We start from the raw sequence: 24,014 nt of genomic DNA, 5'->3' as shown, positions 1-24,014 counted from the left end.
ACTAGTGAGTACTGAGAAAAGGAGGATCTTCAATTGTCAAAAGAAAGAGAAACCTTTGAGATTTTGTTAGAACAAATCAATGCCGCTGAAAATTTGCGGCAGCATCCATTGATCCAAACAGCACAAATCAATCAAGTGGTGGTACATCGCCAGTCAAAAGCATGGACCTTCCATATTCAAATGGATAAAATCATGCCGGTGATGGTCTATCAATCATTCAAACAACACCTTGAACTGGCATTTAAAGATATTGCTGAAGTCAGATTAGTGATTCAAGCTGTGGACGGAGGATTTGATCAGCAATTGATCCAAGAATATTGGCCATTGGCATTAGCCAATCAAAATTGTGACCGTCCGCTGATCAATCAAGTGGTCAAAAGCCAAATGCCAATCGTTGAAGGTGCCAAAGTTATTCTTCCAGTCAATAATGATGCGGTGATTACCATCTTGCAGCAACAATATTTACCAATCATTGAAGAAAACTATGGTGCGTTTGGCTTCCAAAAGTTCCGCATTCTTCCCCAGTTAGATGAGATGCAAGCCAAAGAAGCGCTAGAGCAATTGGAAGCGCGAAAAGAAGAACAGACTGCCGCCTTCCAACTTCAAGCTGCTGAAAACTTAATGGCCCATGAACAACGCAAAAAAGAAGTCAAAACAGTCGATTTTGATGGACCAATTGCTTTGGGAAGAAATATCCCAACGGATGAACCAGTCACACCAATGATCAATATCATCGAAGAAGAACGTCGGGTAACCATCCAAGGTTACGTATTTGATAAAGAAGTTCGGGAATTGCGGTCGAAACGAAAAATTTTGATCTTAAAAATCACCGATTATACCTCATCTTTTAGTGTGAAGAAGTTCTCAAACAACGAAAAAGATGAACAAATCTTCGATGCAATTGCCAAAGGGAGCTGGGTCAAGGTTCGAGGAAGTGTCCAAGAAGATACCTTTATGCGAGATTTGGTCATGAATGCCCAAGACCTTTTAGAAGTGAAGCATGAGGCGCGAAAAGATTATGCACCAGAAGGCGAAAAACGAGTAGAATTGCATTTACATTCCAACATGAGTACGATGGACGCGACCAATAACGTGGCGGATTATGTGGCGCAAGCCGGAAAATGGGGACATAGAGCGATTGCTATTACCGATCATGGCGGAGCCCAAGCCTTTCCGGATGCCCATCACGCCGGCGAAAAAGCAGGAGTCAAAATATTGTATGGCATTGAAGCCAACATTGTGGATGATGGGGTCGCTGTTGCCTATAATCCTAAACCGATCCCTTTAACAGATGCCACATACATCGTTTTTGACGTGGAAACCACCGGACTATCTGCTGTTTATGATACGATCATTGAACTGGCTGCTGTTCGCATGCACAAAGGCAATGTCGAAGGTTCGTTTGATGAATTTATCGATCCAGGTCATCCATTGTCAAGAACAACAGTTGAGTTGACAGGGATTACCGATGAAATGGTACGAGGATCCAAGTCAGAAGAAGAAGTGCTGCGGTTGTTTCGAGAATTTTCTGAAGGGGCGATTTTAGTTGCCCACAATGCCTCTTTTGATATGGGCTTTTTAAATACCAGTTATCGTAAATATGGAATCCCGGAAGCAGAGAATCCGGTGATCGATACCTTAGAGTTGGCAAGATACCTCTATCCGCAATTCAAACGTTTTGGTTTAGGTGTCTTGTCCAAGAAGTTTGGTGTGAATCTGGAACAACATCACCGAGCCATTTTTGATGCCGAAGCAACCGGCCATTTAGCCTGGATCTTTGTCAAAGAAGCGATGGAAAACCATGACATGTTCTTGCATGAAGACTTGAACCGTCATGTCGGTGGAGAAAACTCATTTAAAGCTGCACGTCCGTTTCATGCCACGATTTTAGCCAAGACACAAGCGGGTCTAAAAAATCTTTTCAAATTGATCTCTATGTCTAATATTACTTATTTTCATGATAAGGTACCACGTATTCCGCGTTCTGAATTGGTAAAATTACGAGAAGGCCTTTTGGTGGGAACCGCTTGTGATAAAGGTGAAGTGTTTGTTGCGATGATGCAAAAAGGGGTCGATGCTGCCCGTGAGTTGGCAAAATTCTATGATTACATCGAAGTCATGCCAAAGGAAGTATACGCCCACTTGATTGAAACTGAATTGGTCAAAAGCGAATCTGATTTGGAAGAAATCATTCGTAATTTGATCCAAATGGGTGAAGATCTAGGAAAAATCGTGGTGGCTACAGGAAATGTCCATTATTTGAATGAAGAAGATGCCATCTATCGGAAAATCTTGATCAATTCAATGGGGGGAGCGAACCCGTTAAACCGTCATAGTTTGCCCGCTGTTCATTTCCGGACAACCGATGAAATGTTGACCGCGTTTCAGTTTTTAGGGCCTGAGGTAGCAAAAGAGATCGTTGTGACGAATCCTAACAAGATCGTTGATCTTTGCGAGAAGGTCATTCCAGTCAAAGACGATCTCTATACGCCAAAAATTCCTGGCTCAGAACAAGAAATCACTGATCTGAGTTACAACCGTGCTAGAGAGTTGTATGGTGACCCATTGCCAGAAATCGTAGAAAAGCGATTAAAGAAAGAACTCGATTCGATTATTGGTAATGGGTTTTCAGTGATTTATCTGATTTCCCAAAAACTTGTGCACAAGAGCAATGAAGATGGCTATCTCGTAGGTTCGCGGGGATCCGTAGGGTCAAGTTTTGTTGCGACTATGACCGGGATCACAGAGGTCAATCCATTGGCCCCGCACTATTATTGTCCAGATTGTCAATATTCCGAATTCTATGAAGATGGGTCTTATGGTTCGGGGTACGATATGCCTGAGAAAAAATGTCCAAAATGTGGGACTCGCTTGAACAAAGATGGTCATGACATTCCTTTTGAGACATTCTTAGGGTTCCACGGAGACAAAGTACCCGATATCGATTTGAATTTTTCTGGAGAATACCAACCAGAAGCGCATAATTATACCAAAGTACTGTTTGGAGAAGACTATGTTTATCGTGCCGGGACCATTGGCACCGTAGCGGATAAAACGGCTTTTGGTTTCGTGAAAGGTTTTGAGCGCGATCATAATCTCCATTACCGGGCAGCCGAAGTTGATCGTTTGGCTAAAGGCGCGACCGGCGTCAAAAGAACGACTGGTCAGCATCCGGGAGGGATCATTGTTATTCCTGATTATATGGACGTCTATGATTTTACACCGATCCAGTATCCAGCAGATGATTTGAACGCTGAATGGAAAACGACCCATTTTGATTTCCACTCGATCCATGACAACATATTGAAACTGGATATTTTAGGGCATGACGATCCGACGGTGATTCGAATGCTGCAAGATTTGTCCGGGATCGATCCTAAAACGATTCCGACGGATGACCCAGAAGTGATGCGTATCTTTGGCGGTACAGATGTTTTAGGTGTCACGGAAGATCAGATTTACTCTAAAACCGGTACGTTAGGTATCCCTGAGTTTGGGACCCGTTTTGTGCGGGGTATGCTTGATCAAACCCATCCGTCGACTTTCGCTGAATTACTGCAAATATCAGGGCTTTCTCATGGTACCGATGTTTGGTTAGGAAATGCTGAAGAACTGATTCGCCGTGGGGATGCCAGCTTGGCAGAAGTAATCGGTTGTCGGGATGATATCATGGTTTACTTGATCCATGCAGGGCTTGATGATGGGATGGCATTCAAAATCATGGAGACCGTGCGTAAAGGACAGTGGAACAAAATACCGGATGACCTCCGAGATACCTATTTGCAAGCGATGCGAGAAAACAATGTACCGGAATGGTATATTGATTCTTGTTCGAAAATCAAATACATGTTCCCGAAAGCCCATGCGGCTGCCTATGTATTGATGGCGCTGCGGGTGGCCTACTTTAAAGTCTATTTCCCGATTCTTTATTATTGTGCTTATTTCTCAGTTCGTGCCGATGATTTTGATTTGATTGCAATGTCCAAAGGGAAAGAAGCCGTGAAAGAACGGATGCAAGAAATCAATGACAAGGGCATGGATGCTTCAACGAAAGAGAAAAATTTGCTTACTGTTTTGGAATTATGTAATGAAATGCTGGAGCGCGGTTATGAATTTGGCATGATCGATCTTTATAAGTCTGATGCTGAAAACTTTGTCATCGATGGCAAAAAATTGATCGCACCACTGCGCGCAGTACCTAGTTTAGGATTAAACGTAGCCAAACAAATCGTCGAAGCCCGCAAAGATGGTCCATTCCTGTCGAAAGAAGACTTAGCCAATCGCGGGAAAGTATCGAAAACATTGATCGAATATATGACGGATAATGGGGTCTTGAAAGACCTGCCTGATGAGAATCAGTTGTCGTTGTTTGATATGTTGTGAGAAATATTTAGAACCAACAAAAAACGTCTATCATGTTTGAGTGTAGTCTTCTTACGCTCATATGATAGACGTTTTTTCTTACTATTGATCAAAACAGCAGCAACAACAATATCGGGATATAAATCATATACAACAAAACAGAGGCCCCCAAAGCAGTGGTGGCAAACTCTTCATCGCCTTGATAATTGCGGACTAAGATCGGAACTGAGTTTTGAACAGGCATCGAAGCTTGGATAACAAAGACTTGCAGCATCAGCTCGGGGATTTTGATCAAGTAGCCTAATCCGAAAACGATCAGTGGGGAAAGAATAAAACGACCAAAAAGAATACCTGCAATATCTTTGTTCAGCTTTAAATTTTTTAGACCGCCGAAATAAACAATGATCCCAATGATGAACATCGATAAGGGTGTTGTTAAATCAGCCAAATAACTACCAAGACTATCAATAAAGTGTGGCAGAGGAATCGCTAGCAACATCCATATCAAACCAATGATAAAGCCAATCAAGGCAGGTGAAAATATTTTTTTGATGACGACTAAAGGATGGAAAGATACCTGCGCTTCTTCGAAATGGGGGCTGTCTTTGGCCAATTCAAAGATACCGATCGTCCAAAACAATGTTGTATTGACGATATAATACAGTAAAACATAAGGGACCGCTTTTTCACCAAAGATAGCCAAATTGATCGGTAATCCAATAAAAATCGTATTCGAGAAAGTAAACATGGAGGAAAAAGCGCCTTGATGCTTTTTCTCAACGTGAAAGATACGCCGCCAAATATGACCAACAAAATAGGTGATCAACATCGAAAGCAAGGGAATGATCATACCAGAAACCAAGGAAAGAAATTCCTCTTTGGTAAAATTTTTGATGATCGTCAAAAACATGTTGGCTGGCAAAGTTAAATTTAATACTAGTTTTGAGAATGTATCTGCTGTTCGATTTGAAAACCATTGTTTATATGAAAGAAAATAACCAATAAACATCAAACTAAAAATCACAAAAATATTGATATATGCATCAAACATCTACTCACCTCTCATTTACTATAACGAATCAATGAAAAACATGCAATCTCCTCTAAAAGAAATACCAAAATTCTCAGATGGATTGCATAAAAAAACCAAATCAGAAAGTGATTTGGTTTTTTTATTATTTACGTTGTTGTTTGCCAGCGTTCCGGCCTGACCCATTTTGTTTCCCATTGTTCAATTTTTTTGCGTTGGTTGGTGCTGTTTTTTCTGGTGTGACATCTTTACGTGGTGTCACGACTGTTTTTGGCGGATTGGCTTTCATTTCCGCTTCTACTTGGGCTTTGATTCTTGGTTTCATGATGACATTTGTAATAAATGTTTGAATACAGCTGAAGACCCCACCGACAACCCAATAGAGTGTCACGCCGGCTGGCGCACTTAAGGACATAAAGACGATCATCAATGGAGAAACGATCAACATCGTTTTCATGGTTTTCTTTTGTTCTTCTGGAATACCAATGGTTGAGATATATCCTTGGACTAGGTAAGAAATCCCGGCAATCGCAACAAAGATGATACTTGGCTCGCCCAATGAAAAACCAAAGAACTCAGAATTTTGAATACCTTGTGTATAACGTGCGGTAAAGTATAAAGCTGAAAAGATCGGCATTTGGATCAGCAATGGCAAACAACCGATACCGCCGAACATACTGACGTTGTTTTCAGAGTAGATTTTTTGCATGTCTGCTTGCGCTTGCATTTGTTCTTCTCGTGTCGTTGCTTTTTTCAAATTGGCTTGGGCAATATCGACTTGCGGTTTCAAAAATTGCATTTTTTCACTTTGGATCATTGTCTTACGTGATTGATTGATACCTAACGGTAAAATAATCACGCGGACAATAATCGTCACAGCAATGATTGCCCAACCATATGACCAATTAAAATTCTCAACCAGCATCGTGATCATGCTGCCAAGTGGTTTCACCAAGAAACGATAGATCACGCCAGTCTCTTTTGGCGTACCATCAGCATTCGTACTTACACAACCAGATAAAGCCAATAAAAGACCAAATAATCCAGATGTAAGGAACCATTTATTCATTTTAGACATTTTTTTCTTCCTCTTCACAATAAATTTAGACAAAAACAACTATACTAAAAAAGACCAACTATTTCAATGTACAAAGAGAAATTCATTGAAAAGTCAATCTTTTTTATCATGAGCGTCAGCTATAAACAACATCGAAATTTTTCCTTGACTGTATGTTGGGATCATCGGTGATCGTGATGTCATTTACTTTACCAGCGGGGGAAGGTGAACCTTTTACCCCTTCAATAAATTGATCGATCACATTCGAGTCGCCGATAGCTTCAATCGTCACGCTGCCGTCTGCCTCATTTTTAACAGTACCAGTGATACCCAGTTGATCAGCCAACATTTTGGTGGTATAGCGAAAACCAACGCCTTGAACACGTCCTTTGACTGTGATTCGTACTTTTTTCATTAGGTAACCTCCTAGAAGTATTCTATTTTCATGATAGCGTTTTTTTTGTAAAAGAACAAGTTTCACTGATTGACTCATGCTATAATGAAGCGAGGTGAAAACCATGAATGAGATTCAGTCAAAAAAGAATACACTGATCAAAGAAACGAAGAAGTTAGCACAAAAAAAATACCGCCAGCAAACCAACCAATATCTTATCGACGGCTGGCATTTGGTCCAAGAAGCAATCAAAGCGAAAGCAGCTATTCAAACAATTTTTGTCACAACACACGGCTATGATGAATTTGGTGCCATTCTTGCACCTTTGGAGGCTGCTGTTTATGTGATCACTGAGGAGATTGCTGCTTATCTGTCAGAGTTGCCCACGCCACAAGGGATTTTTGCAGTAGTAGAGAAAGAAAATCAGATGCCAGATCACTTAAAAGGAAATTGGCTGATTTTAGATAATGTGCAAGACCCAGGAAATGTCGGCACAATGATTCGTACGGCTGATGCAGCTGGATTTACTGGTGTTTTCTTGGGAACAGGGACGGCAGATCTATACAGCGCAAAGGTATTAAGAAGCATGCAAGGCAGCAATTTCCACTTGCCCATCGTTGAAGGAGAAATTTCTGCCTTTATTGAAGCGTTGCGCGCAGAATCAGTCATGATCTATGGCACTGAACTAAATAAAAATGCCCTCCCTTATACCGAAATCAAGCAATATCCGGCAGCCTTCATCCTTGGAAATGAGGGGCAGGGTGTGCAAAAAGGACTATTGGCACTGACTGATCAAAATGTCTACATTCCAATTTATGGGGAAGCAGAATCCCTAAACGTGGCGATTGCCGCAGGTATATTGATGTATCATGCCATTGGTTAGATCATTAAGGAACTGTTAAACTCTGCTGCGATGATTGACGTAACCTAGAAAAACCCCTTCAATGGTGCTATACTTTAACTTGTAACAACCAAGCAGATCAAAAAAGGTGGCAGAAAAGAATCTATGACAGATAAATGGCAAGAAGATAGCGAATATATGTCTTACGTAGCGGACCTGTTAGAAACAGACGCTGTGAAAAAATTAGCCAACTTTGTGCAACATATGAATTCCACTCGTTTGGAACATTCGATCAGCGTTTCATATTATAGTTACAAATTGGCCAAGAAATGGGGCGGTGATGCCCGTGCAACAGCTCGAGCAGGACTTCTTCATGATTTGTTTTATTATGATTGGCGGACAACAAAGTTTGATGAAGGTACACATGCTTACATGCATCCGCGAATTGCAGTAAAAAATGCCGAAAAAATCACTGAATTAAGCGATCTTGAAAAAGACATTATTTTGAAGCATATGTGGGGGGCAACGATTGCACCACCACGATATAAAGAAAGCTATATCGTCACAATGGTGGATAAGTATTGTGCCATCAAAGAAGCTTCTGAACCAATGACTGAAGGGTTGAAAGAAAAATGGGCCCAAAGATTTTGGAAAAGACAGCGTACAATCCATTGATTTGACAAAATAAAAAAGACCAGTTGAACGCATAAACGTTCAACTGGTCTTTTTGCTATGTCAAATATAGTTGCAGCAAAGCAGCCAGGATATAAAAGATAATGATTCCAGATACGACGATGATATGTCGTTTTTTATGCATAAATAAAATCGCGACAAATTCCCGCAGAAAGGCATTTGGCAAGTAGTAAAAAGCAGTGTGGGCACCAATACCATCAGCTTTGACCCCTGCTTGATCTGCATACAAACCAGCACGGAAAATATGGTAATTATTGGAGCTGAAAATCGCTTTATAGCCTTTTGGCTTCAGTGAGTCCATGACTTCTTTTGAAAACTGCATATTCTCAAGGGTAGTGGTAGAATTGGTTTCTACCAAAATTTCACCCTCAGGAATACCTTGTGCGATGGCATATTCTTTCATCGCAATCGCTTCTGGTACTTTTTCATCACTCCCTTGTCCACCAGACATCAGCAATCGGGGAGCTTGTTTTTTGGCTTTGAATTGTAAGTGATAAAAGTCGATTGCTTTGTTGATTCGTTGTGCCAATAAAGGTGATACGGTTGTGCCATTGATCAAACCAGCACCCAAAACGATAATGAAATCTTGATCATATCGTGGATGATTGAATTGATAGATGAGGGACACAGACAAAAAATTCAAGAAAACGATAAATAAATAGAACAAACTCACAGGAGCAATCCCAAAAAGGACACGGACCCACTGTGGAAAAGGGTGGAGGAGAACATCAGAGAATAAATAAATCGTCAAGACAACAGCCAAAATCAATGTCAGAAGATTGGCGATCGAATGGGATTCTCTCCGAAAAACCACCAATGAATTCCAATAAAGGAATACGATCAATGTGACCAATCCGAATAAGAGGACCGCCAAAAAGATAGCCAGCAAGACCGCCAGTAATCCGCCCACAAGTACGTCTTCGGTTCGGAATAAGTTGATGATCAAATAGCCGCCAAAAGATAAAATAAATACATTGAACAATAAACCATTGATCAAGCGATGTTTGTTCCGGCGATAGGCGTACAAGAAAAGACTCCCCAGCGCGACAGGAAAGAGAATAAAAAAACTACCGGTTCGCATTTCTGCAATCGCCAAATAGACCAATAAAGCGAAAATCGTCCAACACGTTTCAAAGAAAAATATATCGGGATCATCTTTTTGTTTGCGGTATTTTTGGACCACAAACACACCCAAAAAATAAATAATGCCAAAAATCAGCAATGGTGTAAAAGCCATATGATTCACTCCTTCAACAATACCTTTAGTATACCAAATTTCTTGGAAAATACTGTAGTATGAGGTCAAAGTTGCTGAAATTCTTTGTATTCGCTAAAATAAAGAAAAGAAGGAGGATGGATCATGGAATTAGGTGAAGTCATTCGCGTAGATGTGCCAGCATTTTATGTGGTCGGAAAAGAAGGAAAAGGGTTAGCTGAAAATGGTGGTTCGTGGGTACCAGCATTGTGGGAACTTGCTACGAAGGATTTTCAAGAAATCGACTATTTAGTCAGTGATCAAGAAGCCAAAGATTTGGAATTTTGGGGGCTGATGAGTGATGGTGAAAAATGGTTAGAGCCGTGGCAAGAAACCGGTCGCTATTTAGCCGGTGTCAAAGTATTGACAGAAAACTTCCCACCAGTTGGCTGGGTACGCTGGGAAATGCCGGCTATGTCCTATTTGGCAATCAAAACCGATGAGAGAAATTTAAGTATGATGACAGAAAAAATGCTTTCAGAAGTTTTGCCTGAAAACAATGTTCGATTAGCTGCCGCAATTCAAGAAAGATATCTTCCGCATTTCAAAGATGGTGAGGTTGAGTTGTACTTTCCAATAGAACCGCTAGAAACCCCAGAATTGTAAAAAATCGTGTGCAAATTAAAAAACATCTTCCAGCGGCTGCAAACGTCAGCCAAGGAAGATGTTTTTTTTTTAGAATAAATTGGAAAAGAAAGAAGTTACCCCGCGCCAAGTACGAACAAAAATATTGGCTTTTTCAACGGCAGCTGTTGTCATTAATGGACTGGAAGCCGTTTTGCCATCATCGACATAACCAAGTGTGTCGGCAGGAATCGATGCTGTGACTGTGCCAATTTCAGTATCTTTACTGATTGGTGCTTGCAACGCAGAATCGACCAACTGATCATTATAGTCAATTGTTGTGGTATAGGCTGTGGCATCCATGTCTTTACGGACCCATAATGTTAAGCTATCTTTGATTGCAACTGGCACAGTCAACTCTTTTCCATCTTTGACCGTGACTGTTTTGGTATCTGATAGTTCAGCATTGGCCGGCAAGATTTCCACTTGTTCCCAAGCATCGAAAGAATAATCCATCAGTTTGCCAGTTTCAATGAAGCGGACACTTGGGTTTTCTGCATGACCATTGACATTTAATACGACTGTGATGATTCGTTGACCGTCTTTGACAGCTGTGCCGACAAAACAAGCACCGGCCAAATCAGTTGTACCAGTTTTCAAGCCATCGACACCATCTTTGGCATTGGTAAAACCTGGTAACATCCAATTCCAGTTGACCATTTCCACAGGAGAATACGAGCCTTCGCCAAAGGTTTGCGTTGTTGTGCTGGTGATCTCTAAGACATCTGGAAAATCTTGCAGCAAATGACGTGCAACAATGGCAACATCTTTGGCAGACAATTCATTTTCATCTGTTGAAGTGGATCCAGGGTAAATGTTGTCCCCTAAGTAAGAATTATTTAAACCTGATGCATTGACCAGCTTGGCGTCATCAATCCCCCAAGAACTGACTTTTTCTTTCATCAAATCAACAAAATCACTTTCAGAGCCAGCAATTTTTTCTGCAAGTGCGACAATTGCTGCATTGGCTGATTGAATATAACTGGCATCATACAAATCTTTCACTGTATACGTGACATCTTGGTGCAATGGGACATTGGATAGATCAGGTGTCACACTCAAATCAGCCGCATATTGTGAGATCTCCACGGTATCATCCCATGCAAGGTTGCCTTGTTCTACTTGTTCTGCAACGAGATATAAGCCGATGATTTTGGTGATCGATGCGATACCCATCGTTGTTTCGCCATCTTGGTCATATAAGATTTTTCCGGTATCAAAATCTAATGAAAAAGCAGCTTTGGCATCAATAGAGAAATTTTGTATTTCTTCTGTACTTATCGCAGATTCATCTGCATGAGAAACAAGGGGAAATCCGATTGCAACAAACAGCATCGTGCAGGCCGCAACTAGCGAATACCCAAATTTGGTCATTTTTGACATAATATAGTCTAGCTCCTTTAGTCGGTCTCTAAAAAAAAAGTTTATCAAAGAGTAGCCATGGTTGCAATACTATCGAAACAAACTTAGAAAGAATATTGTAAATAACTGTTCAATGCGCCGAAGTAAAACACTGATTAGTGATTCTTAGCTACTCAATTAGACTAAACAGCCAAGCTTAACTGAAACTTAAAACAAAAAAAAGCCTTTCGTTAAGAAAGGCTTGAGTAGCGCTCTTGATAGGTAAAACATCCATCAGCGGTTTTTATACTGTCTTCGATTGTCTTCATTTTGGATTCTGACGGGAACTTTCACTTGTTTGGCTTCTTGCGCCATCAATAAACGCGCCATCATAAATGTGCCTGCTAACAAAACAGCTAAAGCAAAAATGGAGAAGAGTGAAATAAATGTGGCTAACATAGCAATCCCTTCTTTCTGTTTTTTAGTAATGTGGAAGGTAGGAGTCGAACCTACACCTTAAATTCTGAACGATCAATTATCACTCAACGGAACACCTTGTTCAACCACTTGATATATATATCATAACATGAACCCACTGTGAAAGCTGGGAAAAAGTCTGATAATTAACAGAAGAAATTGTGAAGAAAAAATGAATTGATCAATCACACTTCTTAAGAGAATAGTGGGTATCTTCCGCTTCATCGTATAAAGTGATGACAGCACCCTTTTGTTCAAAAATCAGATGATACCCAAATGAGTCGAGTAAAACAAGCCGCATTGGTGAGAGCTCAACGATGGTAGTTGGAACAACTTTTTCTTCTATTGAAAGAGTATAATCCGCACCTATTTCTACGATAATTGGTTCTTTCATCTTGGAAGTAAATTGCCATTTACCAATAAAGTTTTGCCGAATCTCCTGTTTTTGCTTTTCTTTTTTTAGTAAAATGGAGCTGACAAACCCAGTCGCCAATGATAAGCCAATCAATAACGATTTCTTTTTCACGCATTCACGTCCCATCTAAAGCCACTTCAATGATTTATCCGCAAAAACTTGCCTACGAAGTGGTAAAATTATTGAAACTAGTATACCATGAGAAGGTAAAAAAACATGGTACTTTAGTTTGAACTTTAGAAGTTTTTAGAAAACTATGCTATGATTCAAAAGAATAGGTGATAAAATGAACTATCCGAATGTTGTCATGGGTACTTTTGTTGCAAGAGACAATCGGTTTGTTGCGCGTTGTCGTTTAGTTACTGGTGAAGAGGTTGTCGTCCATGTCAAAAATACAGGGCGGGGCAAAGAAGTCTTGATCGAAGGTGTGTCGGTGATTTTGCAGTATTGGGACAATCCTAAGAGAAAGACGAAGTATGATTTGATTGCTGTGAAAAAGCAAGAACAATGGATCAATATCGATAGTCAAATACCCAATCGCTTGGCCTACGAAGGCATGTTGGATGGCCGTATCCAATTGCCTCACCTACAAGGCACCATTGTTTTGCTGCGGCGAGAAGTGAAGTATGGGCAGTCAAAATTTGATTTTTATTTCGAGACCGATCAAGGTGAAACTGGCTTTGTCGAAGTCAAAGGGATGACATTAGAAAATGAGCGGGTCGGTGCCTTTCCAGATGCCCCCACTATTAGAGGATTGAAACATGTCAATGAGTTGATCCAAGCCAAAAAAATTGGCTACTATGCAGCAGTCTTATTTATGATTCAATTTGAAAATGTGGACGTAGCGACGATCCATCGGCAGATGCAGCCTGCATTGGCAGATGCAATAAAAGAGGCGCAATCCGTCGGGGTAGAAGTTATTGCCTACAATTGTCAAGTCAATCAAGGAGAGATCCAGCTTCTCTCTGAAGTACCGTTTGATTTAAATGCACCATTTAATGATCCAAATAATGAAAAAAGAAAGTAGGGTTCATATGATACATTTAGGAATTATCGGCACCAATTGGATAACTGATCAATTTGTTGAAGCTGCCCATTTGACAAACCGTTATCGCCTGCGGGCAGTTTATTCAAGGACATTGGCAAAGGCAGAAACTTTTGGCAAAAAATATGGTGACCCCCTTTACGAAACGGACTTGCAGAAATTCTTTGGACTAGAGGAAATCGATGCAGTCTATATAGCATCACCAAATAGTTTGCACTTTGAACAAGCCAAACAAGCCATTCTTGCTGGTAAACACGTGATTGTTGAAAAACCAGCTTTCTCGACACCCAAAGAAATGTCAGAAATCATTTCATTAGCAAATCAACAACAAGTGCTGTTTTTTGAAGCAGCCAGAAATATTCACGAGAAAAGTTTTCGCACGATAGCTGACTTTTTGCCAACCAAAGGAAACATCATTGGCGCAAATTTCTCGTATATGAAATATTCGTCTCGTTATGATGCTGTATTGGCTGGAGAAGAGCCGAATATTTTTTCTCCCCATTTTTCTGGCGGGGCATTGGCTGATTTGGGTGTGTATACTATATACGCTACATTGGCTTGGTTTGGCAAACCAGAAGGGATCCATTATTTTGCCCGCAAGTTGACCACCGGTGTCGATGGCATTGGAAGTGCCATTTTGCGCTATCCAGACTTTGATGTCACGATTCAAACAGGTAAAATCGCTGATTCCAATTTGCGTTCCGAAATCTATTTTGAGAAGGGAACCTTGGATTTAAATGCGGTGAATGCGATTGAGGAAGCAACTTTCTATGGTCGATCAGAAGCAGACACCTACAAATTAGAGGTAACAGCACAAGCAAATCCGATGGTGGAAGAAGCCAATGATTTTGCAGATGTGATTGAAAATAGTACAGATCCTCTGCAAGGACAACGGTATGAAGAGTGGGTCGAACTGGCCCGCAGCGTAAATGAAACAATCTATCTAATGAGAAAACAAGCAGACATCAATTTCGATGCAGACCAAGAGTAGGAATGGAAAAAATGACAGAATTTATATGTACGACATGGCCAGAAACATGGCAGAAATTATGGCATGAAGCTGGTTTTAGCACCCCTTCATTGATCCAAGAAAAAGTTTACGATCCTTTAAAGGAAGGGCGATCCGTCATTGGTGTTTCTCCAACAGGTTCCGGCAAAACATTGGCGTATCTTTTGCCACTGTTAGGCAAAGTAAACCCAGGCGCAGGCAATCAATTATTGATTTTGACCTCTTCGCAAGAACTCGCGATGCAAGTAACGGAAGTCGCCCGCACGTGGGGCCAAGCAATCGATTTGATGGTCCAGCCTTTGATTGGCGGTGCCAATACCAAACGTCAAGTGGAGAAATTAAAGGCAAAACCAGAAGTTTTGGTGGGAACCCCTGGTCGAGTCTTAGAATTGATCAAAGCCAAAAAAATCAAAAGTCAGCAAATCAACACTTTGGTTTTAGATGAAGTCGATCAGTTGTTAAAAGAAGGACAATTGGGTTTAGCAGCTAAAATCAATCAAACACTGACGAAGCAAGCACAACGCTGCTTCTTTTCAGCAACAGCTAATGAAGTCATCAATGAAATTCAGCCATTGTTGGATACGACACCATTGATCATCGATGTGACGGCCGAGGACCAAAGCAAGGGTGAGATCCACCACTATTATTTAGACTATCCGCAACGTAGAATCGTTGATGCGCTTAGACGGATGGCTCATTTGCCAGATTTTCAAGGATTGGTTTTCTTTAATGAGTTAAGTGCGATGGGGAATGCAGAAGAAAAACTCTTGTACCATGGGTTACCAGTGGCCACATTGGCTTCTGACCAAAATAAACTGGCCCGTCGCGGTGCATTAGAAAGTTTTAGACAAGGAAAAGTGCGTCAGTTGTTGACTACAGATGTTGCTGCGCGAGGATTAGACATTCATGGCTTGCCTTATGTGATCAATACAGATGTTCCTTTAGATAAAGAGTCGTATCTGCATCGTGCCGGTCGTGTTGGACGCATGGGCAAAGAAGGAACGGTAGTAACGATCGTTCAAGACCATTCATTGAAAGAGTTGAAAAAAATTGCGAAGCAACTAGATATAACGTTGGAAGAGATATATCTCCATGGTAGGGCATTACACACTGAAGCGCCAGTGGTGATCCCAGAACCCGTGAAACACGTGAAATCTAAAAGTGTGCAGAAAACTTCCGTGAAAACGTCTGAAAATTTACACACTCCTGCAAAAAAAATCAAAAAGAAACAAAAAAACCGAAAAGACAAAGGGAAAAGACGCCATTGAGCGTCTTTTTGTGTTACCATTAAAGGTGGAAAAATAGTGTGTAAGATGAGGAGGCTTTACATTGAACTCTCGAAAAGAAGAGATTTTTCAAACGATTGAACTGCATAAACAAGGATTGACTGCTGTCGATGTAGCCAAAATCTTGCAAATCGATCGTAGCAACGCAAGCCGTTATCTCAGTGAATTATATAAAGAAAGCAAAATTGGCAAGCGACCAGGGCGACCTGTAGTTTATGAGCCATTAGAAGAAACTGTTCATGTCGATATTTCGTCTGAAGTAAGTTTTGAAAGTTTAGTTGGGGTTCAGGCTTCGTTAAAAGTCAGTATCCAACAGGCCAAAGCAGCTATATTATATCCGCCTAGAGGTTTGCATACCATTATTTTTGGGGAAACGGGAACCGGCAAATCAATGTTTGCGGAATGCATGTATCATTTTGCAGTTGAATCAAAAATGCTGAAAAAAGATGCACCCTTTGTTTCTTTTAATTGTGCAGACTATGCCCAAAATCCGCAACTGTTGTTTGGTCATATTTTTGGAATCAAAAAAGGTGCCTATACGGGTGCATCAGAAGATAGTCCGGGCTTGATGGCCAAAGCCGATGGCGGTATTTTATTCCTAGATGAGATTCATCGCCTGCCGCCGGAAGGACAGGAAATGCTCTTTACGTTTATTGATAAAGGTGTCTATCGCCCATTAGGTGAAAGCAATCAAGTTTATGAGGCTGCGGTACAAATCATTGGTGCCACCACGGAATCTTCAACCAATTTTTTGACGACATTCAATCGTCGGATCCCAATGGCGATCACGCTACCTAATGTTGAAAGTCGTTCACTTGATGAACGGTACGAAATCATTTCCTTATTTATCAAGCAAGAAGCCACCCGCTTGAATCAGCGGATCGACGTGGAGCGAGATGCGATTTTGGCCTTTATGCTCTATGATGCTGAAGGCAATATTGGACAAATCAAGCGAGACCTAAAATTAGTTTGTGCCAAAGCTTTTCTTCATTATCGAACCTATGGCAAAAAGAATTTGCTGATCCGTAAAGAAGACTGCTCCTTGCAAGTCCAAAAAGGCCTGCTGAAAATCAAAGAAATATCCGAAAGGTTGGATTACTTTCTAGATGGCAAAGGCGATTTCATGCGCTTTGAGCCTGGTGATCAAGATATTGTCTGGTCTCATGATCCACAACGAAATATGCAAGTATACAATGAGATTGAAGAAAAAGTCAGTTCTTTGATTGAAACAGGGGTAGAGAATGTTGATTTGGAAAATCTGATTTCCAAAGATGTCGATGCCTATTTTGAAAAATATGTTGAAGAATTGATTCAACATCCTGTTCATAAAGAATTGATTCCAGAAGATATTTGGCGCTTATCTAATCGCTTATACGATATTGCAGAGCAGGAACTGTCTAGAACGTACAATGAAAAAGCGCGTTTTGCTTTTGCGCTCCATGTGCAAAGCACGCTAGAACGCGTGAAAGATGGACATATGATCGTTCATCCAGATTTGAATACAGTGCGCAAGAACCTCAAATCAGAATTTCAAGTGGCAATGGACCTGTCGACAATCATTGAAGAGGAACAGGAAGTGGAGATCCCCTTTGATGAGATTGGGTTTATTAGTATGTTCTTAGCAATTCAAGTCAAACAATCTGCCGATCTGCCTTTAGAAAAAATTGAAATCATCGTACTGATGCATGGAACGGCCACTGCCAGCAGCATGTTGGCTGCCGCACAGGAACTTTTAGGAACAAAGAGCGGTAAAGCCATGAACATGTCACTTGATATGTCAGTAGGACATATGTATGATGAATTGCTGACCTTCGTAGCAGACAACAAAGATAGGCTGAGTAACGGATTATTATTATTGACCGATATGGGGTCGCTTAATTCTTTTGCAAATTTGATCTTTGAAGAAACAGGTATCCGAACCAAAGCAATTTCGATGACGAGTACCATGATCGTTCTAGAAGCATTGCGTATGGCCGATGGTGGACGCAGTTTAGAAGATATCTATCAAAATATTCAACGTTCATTTGAAACGATTGTCCAAGAGCAATTCCGAACCGTTCATGAGGCAAAAGGAAACAAAAAAGCTGTGATCGTCACTTGTTTTACTGGCGAAGGTGTGGCTGCAAAACTTTATCAGAGAATTTTTCCAGTCGTAGACCAAGCACAAGTCGAAATCATTCAAATGCAGTTTATTGAAAAAGAAACATTTAAAAAACATATCGATGGTTTGTTAGAGGAGTATGAAATCAAAGCCATTGCTGGAACGGTTGAAATCGATTATCAAAATATTCCTTTCTTTTCTGCATATGATGTATTTGATGATGATCGACTAAATGTTTTGAAAAGAATTGTTTCAGATGAAGTACCAATCGAAAAAATCGTCCGGTCATTAGAAAACACCTTGACCCATGTGGGGTCTGTTTATCATTTGATCGAAAGTTTGCAAAAAATCGTACATCAGATCCAAAATCAGCTGCATGTCATCGTTGAACCGACAGTCGATGCTGGGTTGGTCATCCATTTGGCTTTCTTGGTAGAAAGTTTATTGAAAAAAGAACCTGGCAGACAGTTCAAAGATTTGGCGACATTCCAAAAACGCTACCGCATTGAAAATGATGTCTTGCGGACCCACTTATTACAGATAGAAAAAAATTACCAAATCAAAATATCAGAAGATGAAATTGCGTATTTGACCCAAATGTTTCTGGAAAATGAAATCAAAAATTATCATGAATCCGCACACAATATTAGTGTGTAATGAGAATTCGGTGAGTGTGTAAAAATAAAATTGGTTCAGACCTTTGATAAAACAAGGTTTGCGCCGATTTTTTTTTGGCACGTTTTTTGCTTTATAGTTAAGTGTAACGATCAAACAGAAAGGAGCGAATACACAATGGCTAAGAAAACGATTATGCTTGTTTGTTCAGCAGGAATGAGTACGAGTTTATTGGTAACAAAAATGCAAAAAGCAGCAGAAGCAAAAGGAATCGACGCGGATATCTTCGCTGTCTCAGCTTCAGAAGCAGATCAACATTTAGAATCAAAACCAGTGGATGTGTTGTTGCTAGGACCGCAAGTTCGATTTATGAAAGCACAATTTGAACAAAAATTAGCACCTAAAGGTATTCCTTTAGAAGTCATCAACATGGCAGATTATGGCATGATGAATGGCGAAAAAGTTTTGGCACAAGCTGAAAACTTAATGAAATAAATAAATGTATGGAAGTGTAAGGAGGATTTTTTAAGATGGATGAGCAAAATTTGGAAGCCATTATGGGATTGATCATGTATGGGGGGAATGCCAAAAGTGATGCAATGGAAGCAATCGCTGCAGCAAAAGAAGGCAACTTTGAGTTAGCAGATGCAAAAATCAAAGATGCAGAAGCATCATTGGTCGAAGCACATCACTCACAAACAGGATTGTTGACACAAGAAGCGCAAGGCAATCATATGACAGTCACTTTATTAACAGTGCATTCTCAAGACCACTTAATGACATCGATCGCATTTACCGATTTAGCGAAAGAAATCATTGATGTCTATCGACGTCTAAATAACGAATAATCTTTGAACGGATAGAAGTAGTTATTGTCGATGAATCAAAAAATCTTCTTTGACGAATAGGACTTATAGGAGGAAATAAAATGGATGGATTAACAAGTTGGATGGAGAAGTATATTCTCCCTGTAGCCGCAAAAATCGGCGCACAGAAGCACTTAGTTGCTTTACGTGATGCTTTTATCGGTACAATGCCTGCAACAATGGCAGGTTCTATTGCTGTAATGATCAATGCAATTATTCGTGATTTACCACCACAATTTTGGCCAAGTTATGATGCAAGTACGATTCCAGTTATTCGTGAAATTATTAGTATTAATGGGTTTGTTTGGAATGGTACATTGGCAGTTGCCGGTTTAGTCTTTGCCTTTTCTTGGGGGTATAATTTAGCACGCGCTTACCGTGTCAATGATCTCGCAGGTGGGATCGTCGGGGTAGCTACTTTGATCCAAGGGATTGCTTTTTCATACAGCACGTCAGTTGCTACGACTGTACCAGCTGCATTGATGGATGAAATCAATGCCGGTTCAGCGAATACAGGTTGGACGGCAACAGCTGATGCGATCACAGCCGGTGGTTGGGGTTGGCTTAATCTGAATCATTTAAATGGTAATGCTTATTTTACAGTTATGATCATGGGTGCAATCTCAGTTATTATTTTCTGTAAATTGATGTTAGCGGATATCACGATCAAAATGCCGGATTCAGTTCCGCCAGCTGTATCGAAAGCATTCGCTGCAATCTTGCCAGCAACGATTGCATTGTATGTGATTGCAATCATCAACTTTATCGTTGGCAAATTGACAGATGGACAGCTGATTATCGATCTTGTACAAAAATATATTGCAGAACCATTCTTGGGATTGTCTCAAGGTTTAGGTGCTGTCTTGATTGTTACGATCTTTGTTCAAATCTTCTGGTTCTTTGGTATTCATGGACCAAACGTTTTGGCACCAGTTTTAGAAGGTATTTGGGGTCAAGCACAATTGATCAATATCGATATCTTCCAAAAAGGATATGAAGGACAAACAGGGACAAGCGCTGTACTAGCAGCAATCGAAGATGGCAAAGCGTATATGTGGGTTCGCGGTTCCTTTGATGCTTTTGCATGGTTCGGCGGTTCTGGAGGAACGATCGTATTACTGATCGCTATCCTGATTTTCTCAAAACGTGCAGATTATCTGACAGTTGCAAAACTGTCGATTGGACCTGGTATCTTCAATATTAATGAACCAGTCATGTTTGGATTGCCAATCGTATTGAATGCGATCATGTTTATTCCATTCATTATTGCACCACTTGTTGCAACATCAATTGGTTGGTTAGCAACATACTTTGGCTTAGTCGCACCAGTTTCGCAACAAGTAACTTGGGTTGTACCACCAATGCTGCTATCATTCTTAGCAACTGGGGCTGACTGGCGTGCACCAATCGTTACATTAGTCTGTATGGTGGTGACATTCTTTATCTGGGCACCATTTGTTATCTCAGCAAACAAAATTGATCCAAAATTAGGCGAATAGCCCTTTAAAAACCGGAGGAACTGCTATCGCTTCAGTGTGAAGTCAGCAGTTCCTTTATTATTTATCATTAAATTTAGGAGGAGTAAGATATGATTTCAATTGCAAGTGCTATGCAACAAGATGCAATCAAAGAATTATTAGAAGGATATAATGAGGATGGGTTATCATATTCATTTAAAGAAAAACAAGGCATCAAATTGATATTTACAACGACAGGAGAAGATACTGAAGCTGCTGCCAAAAAAGCAAAAGAATTAATCAAAGCACAACCATGGGGTTCCGTATTGTATTTTCAAGCGGCAGCTGTATAGATCACACTGTTTCTGATGATCAAAGAAAGATAGGATGATTGAACATGTTAAAAAACGGCTTGTTTTTATGTAGTATTGGGTTACTGGTGATTTTGTATAGCATGAATCCAAGTAATTTGCAGTTAGATATTTTCAGCTTCACTACTGGAGTCGCTTTAATCGTTGCTGGGAGTGTTTTATTTATGAAAGGGAAGAAAAAAGCTGAACAGTCAGATAGGGGGCAGTCAGAATGAAGGTAGAAAAAACATTATCGATTCCTGCTAAAGCATTTTATGATCAAGTCATCAATTCTGTGATTTTTGATATTCGCAAAGCAACTGGGAAAACACTATCACCCAAACAACTAGAGGGTTATGAGTATGTAAAAGAATTCTCCTCTTCCAGCCGTGCCAAGATCACGATTAGTGAAGTCATTGAAAATCATGTCTATCAATTCAAAACTGAAACAACAAAAAATGAATTTGTTGTACGTTATGAAATTCAGCCACTTGATGAGAAAACAAGCAAAATCATTTATACGGAATCAATGAAATCTTTTGGTATTTTACAACAAATGAATGACATGGTACTGGGAACGATTTTAGGGTATTTCAAACGTAAACAGTTCAAAAAAATGTTACTTATGATGGAAGAAGCATACTAAAGGGGTCTTAAGACGCCTTTTTTGCTTTAAAAGGAGAGATATAGATGAATGATGTGAAAAAAATGACAACTTTTGGCGATCAAGATGTATTGGATTTGGTTGCATATGCTTTCCAATGGGCGTTGAGTGAAAAAAATATTGATCGCTATCAAAGGCTTGCGGCGCATTCATGGAACTATGGATCTTATGATGACGATGGACGTTTGGCAAGCCAAGTCATGGCCACTTTATTCAATGTGAACTTACATGGTACTGCCTATCCAATGGCCGGAATCGGTTTTGTGGCTTCTTATCCGGAATACCGTGGACAAGGAAGGATCGACCGAATCATGAAACAAGTGATAAAGGATTGTTATGATCAAAACATTCCTCTATCTTATTTGGCACCATTCTCGTTTCCTTTTTATCGCAGATACGGTTACGAATATACTTTTGAACGCAGCGTTTATGATATCAAATCAATCGATTGGCCAGACAGTCCTAAAACGGCAGGATCAATCAAACGTTTAACTTGGGAACAAGCTAAACCGATCATTCATCACATCTATCATCAGCAAGCAAAAAATCATAGAGGCGCCCTTATACGGGACGCTTGGTGGGAAGACATCAAGTTTACATTGCGTAAAACATTTACCTTTGCTATCTATTATAATGCGACTGGTGTACCGGAAGGCTATTTGATTTATTCGATTGACCAGGGCACATTTCTGATCGAAGAATGGGGGTACGTCAGTGGCGAGGCGTTTCACGGACTCAATCGATTGATTGTGTCGCATCGTGACTCAGTCGCTAAGATCCATTATCAAGTAGGAGATGATAGCAGACATTTACAAGCGTTTGCCAAAAAACCAATGCCTGCAATCAGTTCAAGGCCCGATATGATGACTAGGATCATCGATTTAGAACTATTTTTAAAGACTTATCCATTCACAAATAAAGAAGGTAAGATTGCGATTCAAATTGACAATGATGAATATGCGCCATGGAACAATGGTGTATATGAACTATCTTTTGAAGATCAAAGACCTTGCATCAAGCGGGTAACAAAAACGGAACTTCCTTGTTTGAAGACCTCAATACAGCGCATTGGACAATTGCTTTTTGGTGTTCAGGATATCAAAGCGTTGCTGTTTTTTGGAGAAGTTATAGCAGATGAAGCAGTTGTTGGCTTTTTTGATACCAATCTACCTAAAGGAAAACCAGTTTTAGAAGATTATTTCTGAGGAAAAAATAAGGGACTGTGACATAAGTCCTTAAGAAAAGAAGGCTCTACAATAGTTAGTGTTGGTGGGAAATCTTAGGGTTTCCCGTCAATACTATTTTTTATCAAAAAGGATAAAAAAAGAGATATCCAAAAAGATACATCAGAAATATTATATTTGATACAATTTTTATATATTCCAAACCTTTTTTTGAGTATTTAAATTCTGAATATTGTAAGTATATATAGTTAAAAATCATAAAAATATTTAAAGATGAGAGGTTTATAAAAGTTATCTATTTAAATAGGGAGGCCTTGGAAGGGGGATTCAATACATTTTTTTATAGATATCATATTTTTTCCAAAAATAAATTCAAGCTTATTTTTTAATTCCTTTTCATTATAAACTGATGTTAAAACACCTTCATTTTTACTAACATTTAAATATTTCCATATTCCTAGACTATTCAGGTTGTTATTTACAGAAACATTGTTAAGATTTATATCTTTGCTAATTAGAATTTTATATTTAATACCACGAGATAAAATATTTGCGATTTCTTTTTCACGTTCTGAAAGTTTTTTTATCATTTTATCATCTCCTGTTTTTTGTATTCATAGTAATTATACCATTTATTGCAAACGCTTTCTATTTTGTGTGGAATGAAGTTGAATGATAAGAAATAAAATAGTGATTATTACAGATTAGTAAATAAGTGATATCAATCCCATAATCCATAGGAGTAAAAGTTCACTGCAGATAAGGAAATACTAATTAACTCTTTTAATTTAATTCATAGCTTATTTTGGTAATACATAGTTTAGTCAATTTGAGTTTTTAAAAAATATTATGCAAATCAACATTTATATAGATGATCGACAACTAAAGATTTTTTTGATGTGATCCAGTGAAATGAGGAGACGGATTTCTTTGTTACAGGTAATAATA

At 39.7% G+C, this 24,014-nt stretch carries 23 protein-coding genes; 15 read left to right on the top strand and 8 right to left on the bottom strand.

The genetic code is table 11. From position 1 onward, the window contains the following. Positions 1-33: 33 nt before the first annotated feature. Entirely contained in the window at positions 34-4,383 is a 4,350-nt protein-coding gene (locus IGI41_RS09540) for a PolC-type DNA polymerase III (protein ID WP_430609561.1), read from the top strand. Between the two features lie 88 nt (positions 4,384-4,471). Here IGI41_RS09540 and IGI41_RS09535 read toward each other — a convergent pair whose 3' ends face one another. The 3 genes from IGI41_RS09535 to IGI41_RS09525 all read right to left on the bottom strand — a co-directional run bounded on the left by IGI41_RS09535 (position 4,472) and on the right by IGI41_RS09525 (position 6,864). Further along, positions 4,472-5,413, bottom strand: a complete 942-nt coding sequence (locus tag IGI41_RS09535; RefSeq protein WP_430609560.1) for an AEC family transporter — start codon at positions 5,411-5,413, stop codon at positions 4,472-4,474. A 124-nt stretch (positions 5,414-5,537) separates the two neighbouring features. Further along, on the bottom strand, positions 5,538-6,470 hold the full coding sequence (gene yidC / locus IGI41_RS09530) for a membrane protein insertase YidC (protein WP_430609559.1): 933 nt from the start codon (positions 6,468-6,470) through the stop codon (positions 5,538-5,540). A gap of 115 nt (positions 6,471-6,585) precedes the next feature. Continuing rightward, positions 6,586-6,864: an acylphosphatase gene (locus tag IGI41_RS09525; protein WP_430609558.1), complete on the bottom strand. Its 279-nt coding sequence runs from the start codon at positions 6,862-6,864 to the stop codon at positions 6,586-6,588. Positions 6,865-6,967: 103 nt separating this feature from the next. On the opposite strand from IGI41_RS09525, the gene IGI41_RS09520 reads away from it, so the two are divergent. Together IGI41_RS09520 and IGI41_RS09515 are read left to right on the top strand one after the other, a co-directional pair. Then, positions 6,968-7,726, top strand: coding sequence for a TrmH family RNA methyltransferase (locus tag IGI41_RS09520; RefSeq protein ID WP_430609557.1), 759 nt, complete (start codon positions 6,968-6,970; stop codon positions 7,724-7,726). A 123-nt stretch (positions 7,727-7,849) separates the two neighbouring features. Continuing rightward, positions 7,850-8,359, top strand: coding sequence for an HD domain-containing protein (locus IGI41_RS09515; RefSeq protein WP_430609556.1), 510 nt, complete (start codon positions 7,850-7,852; stop codon positions 8,357-8,359). Positions 8,360-8,414: 55 nt separating this feature from the next. On the opposite strand, the gene IGI41_RS09510 is transcribed toward IGI41_RS09515, so the two are convergent. Beyond that, positions 8,415-9,614 (bottom strand): YdcF family protein, encoded by a 1,200-nt coding sequence (locus IGI41_RS09510; RefSeq protein ID WP_430609555.1) that lies wholly within the window; start codon positions 9,612-9,614, stop codon positions 8,415-8,417. Positions 9,615-9,737: 123 nt separating this feature from the next. Between IGI41_RS09510 and IGI41_RS09505 the strand changes: the two genes are divergently transcribed. Continuing rightward, on the top strand, positions 9,738-10,238 hold the full coding sequence (locus IGI41_RS09505) for a GyrI-like domain-containing protein (RefSeq protein WP_430609554.1): 501 nt from the start codon (positions 9,738-9,740) through the stop codon (positions 10,236-10,238). 69 nt (positions 10,239-10,307) lie between these two features. Here the strand turns inward: IGI41_RS09505 and IGI41_RS09500 are convergent, their stop codons facing one another. The 3 genes from IGI41_RS09500 to IGI41_RS09490 form a co-directional block, all read right to left on the bottom strand. Then, entirely contained in the window at positions 10,308-11,639 is a 1,332-nt protein-coding gene (locus IGI41_RS09500) for a serine hydrolase (RefSeq protein ID WP_430609553.1), read from the bottom strand. A 252-nt stretch (positions 11,640-11,891) separates the two neighbouring features. Further along, entirely contained in the window at positions 11,892-12,056 is a 165-nt protein-coding gene (locus tag IGI41_RS09495) for a hypothetical protein (RefSeq protein WP_430609552.1), read from the bottom strand. A 199-nt stretch (positions 12,057-12,255) separates the two neighbouring features. Beyond that, the gene (locus IGI41_RS09490; protein WP_430609551.1) at positions 12,256-12,600 is read right to left on the bottom strand and encodes a DUF4828 domain-containing protein; all 345 of its coding nucleotides are present in this window, start codon (positions 12,598-12,600) and stop codon (positions 12,256-12,258) included. A 175-nt stretch (positions 12,601-12,775) separates the two neighbouring features. On the opposite strand from IGI41_RS09490, the gene sfsA reads away from it, so the two are divergent. The 11 genes from sfsA to IGI41_RS09435 all read left to right on the top strand — a co-directional run bounded on the left by sfsA (position 12,776) and on the right by IGI41_RS09435 (position 23,087). Next, positions 12,776-13,516 (top strand): DNA/RNA nuclease SfsA, encoded by a 741-nt coding sequence (sfsA, locus tag IGI41_RS09485; RefSeq protein WP_430609550.1) that lies wholly within the window; start codon positions 12,776-12,778, stop codon positions 13,514-13,516. 7 nt (positions 13,517-13,523) lie between these two features. Further along, positions 13,524-14,525, top strand: a complete 1,002-nt coding sequence (locus IGI41_RS09480) for a Gfo/Idh/MocA family protein (protein ID WP_430609549.1) — start codon at positions 13,524-13,526, stop codon at positions 14,523-14,525. Between the two features lie 11 nt (positions 14,526-14,536). After that, the gene (locus IGI41_RS09475) at positions 14,537-15,811 is read left to right on the top strand and encodes a DEAD/DEAH box helicase (RefSeq protein WP_430609548.1); all 1,275 of its coding nucleotides are present in this window, start codon (positions 14,537-14,539) and stop codon (positions 15,809-15,811) included. 61 nt (positions 15,812-15,872) lie between these two features. Next, positions 15,873-18,587, top strand: a complete 2,715-nt coding sequence (locus IGI41_RS09470; RefSeq protein ID WP_430609547.1) for a sigma 54-interacting transcriptional regulator — start codon at positions 15,873-15,875, stop codon at positions 18,585-18,587. A 135-nt stretch (positions 18,588-18,722) separates the two neighbouring features. After that, positions 18,723-19,040 (top strand): PTS sugar transporter subunit IIB, encoded by a 318-nt coding sequence (locus IGI41_RS09465; RefSeq protein WP_430609546.1) that lies wholly within the window; start codon positions 18,723-18,725, stop codon positions 19,038-19,040. Positions 19,041-19,075: 35 nt separating this feature from the next. Beyond that, entirely contained in the window at positions 19,076-19,393 is a 318-nt protein-coding gene (locus IGI41_RS09460) for a PTS lactose/cellobiose transporter subunit IIA (RefSeq protein ID WP_054116521.1), read from the top strand. A gap of 80 nt (positions 19,394-19,473) precedes the next feature. Next, on the top strand, positions 19,474-20,910 hold the full coding sequence (locus tag IGI41_RS09455) for a PTS sugar transporter subunit IIC (RefSeq protein ID WP_430609545.1): 1,437 nt from the start codon (positions 19,474-19,476) through the stop codon (positions 20,908-20,910). A gap of 89 nt (positions 20,911-20,999) precedes the next feature. Then, entirely contained in the window at positions 21,000-21,221 is a 222-nt protein-coding gene (locus IGI41_RS09450; protein ID WP_430609544.1) for a hypothetical protein, read from the top strand. Positions 21,222-21,265: 44 nt separating this feature from the next. Further along, positions 21,266-21,454: a DUF3188 domain-containing protein gene (locus IGI41_RS09445; RefSeq protein ID WP_430609543.1), complete on the top strand. Its 189-nt coding sequence runs from the start codon at positions 21,266-21,268 to the stop codon at positions 21,452-21,454. Further along, positions 21,451-21,864, top strand: a complete 414-nt coding sequence (locus IGI41_RS09440) for a DUF3284 domain-containing protein (protein WP_430609542.1) — start codon at positions 21,451-21,453, stop codon at positions 21,862-21,864. Before IGI41_RS09445 ends, IGI41_RS09440 begins: the two co-directional genes overlap by 4 nt. Positions 21,865-21,908: 44 nt before the next feature. Next, a complete protein-coding gene (locus IGI41_RS09435) occupies positions 21,909-23,087 on the top strand; it encodes a GNAT family N-acetyltransferase (protein ID WP_430609541.1) in 1,179 nt (392 codons plus the stop codon). A 278-nt stretch (positions 23,088-23,365) separates the two neighbouring features. On the opposite strand, the gene IGI41_RS09430 is transcribed toward IGI41_RS09435, so the two are convergent. Then, positions 23,366-23,656, bottom strand: a complete 291-nt coding sequence (locus tag IGI41_RS09430; protein WP_430609540.1) for a hypothetical protein — start codon at positions 23,654-23,656, stop codon at positions 23,366-23,368. Between the last annotated feature and the right edge of the window lie 358 nt (positions 23,657-24,014).

Origin of the sequence: Enterococcus sp. DIV0876 (genome assembly GCF_050529585.1) — a bacterium.
GTDB lineage: Bacteria > Bacillota > Bacilli > Lactobacillales > Enterococcaceae > Enterococcus_D.
The sequence above is the reverse complement of the archived record's forward strand: the minus strand, read 5'-3'. Positions and strand labels throughout refer to the sequence as shown.

What these genes read in the sequence shown, in the direction of transcription:
- IGI41_RS09535 (WP_430609560.1), bottom strand. Translation starts at nt 5,413, where the DNA reads ATGTTTGATGCATATATCAATATTTTTGTGATTTTTAGTTTGATGTTT.
- yidC (WP_430609559.1), bottom strand. Translation starts at nt 6,470, where the DNA reads ATGTCTAAAATGAATAAATGGTTCCTTACATCTGGATTATTTGGTCTT.
- IGI41_RS09525 (WP_430609558.1), bottom strand. Translation starts at nt 6,864, where the DNA reads ATGAAAAAAGTACGAATCACAGTCAAAGGACGTGTTCAAGGCGTTGGT.
- IGI41_RS09520 (WP_430609557.1), top strand. Translation starts at nt 6,968, where the DNA reads ATGAATGAGATTCAGTCAAAAAAGAATACACTGATCAAAGAAACGAAG.
- IGI41_RS09515 (WP_430609556.1), top strand. Translation starts at nt 7,850, where the DNA reads ATGACAGATAAATGGCAAGAAGATAGCGAATATATGTCTTACGTAGCG.
- IGI41_RS09510 (WP_430609555.1), bottom strand. Translation starts at nt 9,614, where the DNA reads ATGGCTTTTACACCATTGCTGATTTTTGGCATTATTTATTTTTTGGGT.
- IGI41_RS09505 (WP_430609554.1), top strand. Translation starts at nt 9,738, where the DNA reads ATGGAATTAGGTGAAGTCATTCGCGTAGATGTGCCAGCATTTTATGTG.
- IGI41_RS09500 (WP_430609553.1), bottom strand. Translation starts at nt 11,639, where the DNA reads ATGTCAAAAATGACCAAATTTGGGTATTCGCTAGTTGCGGCCTGCACG.
- IGI41_RS09495 (WP_430609552.1), bottom strand. Translation starts at nt 12,056, where the DNA reads ATGTTAGCCACATTTATTTCACTCTTCTCCATTTTTGCTTTAGCTGTT.
- sfsA (WP_430609550.1), top strand. Translation starts at nt 12,776, where the DNA reads ATGAACTATCCGAATGTTGTCATGGGTACTTTTGTTGCAAGAGACAAT.
- IGI41_RS09480 (WP_430609549.1), top strand. Translation starts at nt 13,524, where the DNA reads ATGATACATTTAGGAATTATCGGCACCAATTGGATAACTGATCAATTT.
- IGI41_RS09475 (WP_430609548.1), top strand. Translation starts at nt 14,537, where the DNA reads ATGACAGAATTTATATGTACGACATGGCCAGAAACATGGCAGAAATTA.
- IGI41_RS09465 (WP_430609546.1), top strand. Translation starts at nt 18,723, where the DNA reads ATGGCTAAGAAAACGATTATGCTTGTTTGTTCAGCAGGAATGAGTACG.
- IGI41_RS09460 (WP_054116521.1), top strand. Translation starts at nt 19,076, where the DNA reads ATGGATGAGCAAAATTTGGAAGCCATTATGGGATTGATCATGTATGGG.
- IGI41_RS09455 (WP_430609545.1), top strand. Translation starts at nt 19,474, where the DNA reads ATGGATGGATTAACAAGTTGGATGGAGAAGTATATTCTCCCTGTAGCC.
- IGI41_RS09450 (WP_430609544.1), top strand. Translation starts at nt 21,000, where the DNA reads ATGATTTCAATTGCAAGTGCTATGCAACAAGATGCAATCAAAGAATTA.
- IGI41_RS09445 (WP_430609543.1), top strand. Translation starts at nt 21,266, where the DNA reads ATGTTAAAAAACGGCTTGTTTTTATGTAGTATTGGGTTACTGGTGATT.
- IGI41_RS09440 (WP_430609542.1), top strand. Translation starts at nt 21,451, where the DNA reads ATGAAGGTAGAAAAAACATTATCGATTCCTGCTAAAGCATTTTATGAT.
- IGI41_RS09435 (WP_430609541.1), top strand. Translation starts at nt 21,909, where the DNA reads ATGAATGATGTGAAAAAAATGACAACTTTTGGCGATCAAGATGTATTG.
- IGI41_RS09430 (WP_430609540.1), bottom strand. Translation starts at nt 23,656, where the DNA reads ATGATAAAAAAACTTTCAGAACGTGAAAAAGAAATCGCAAATATTTTA.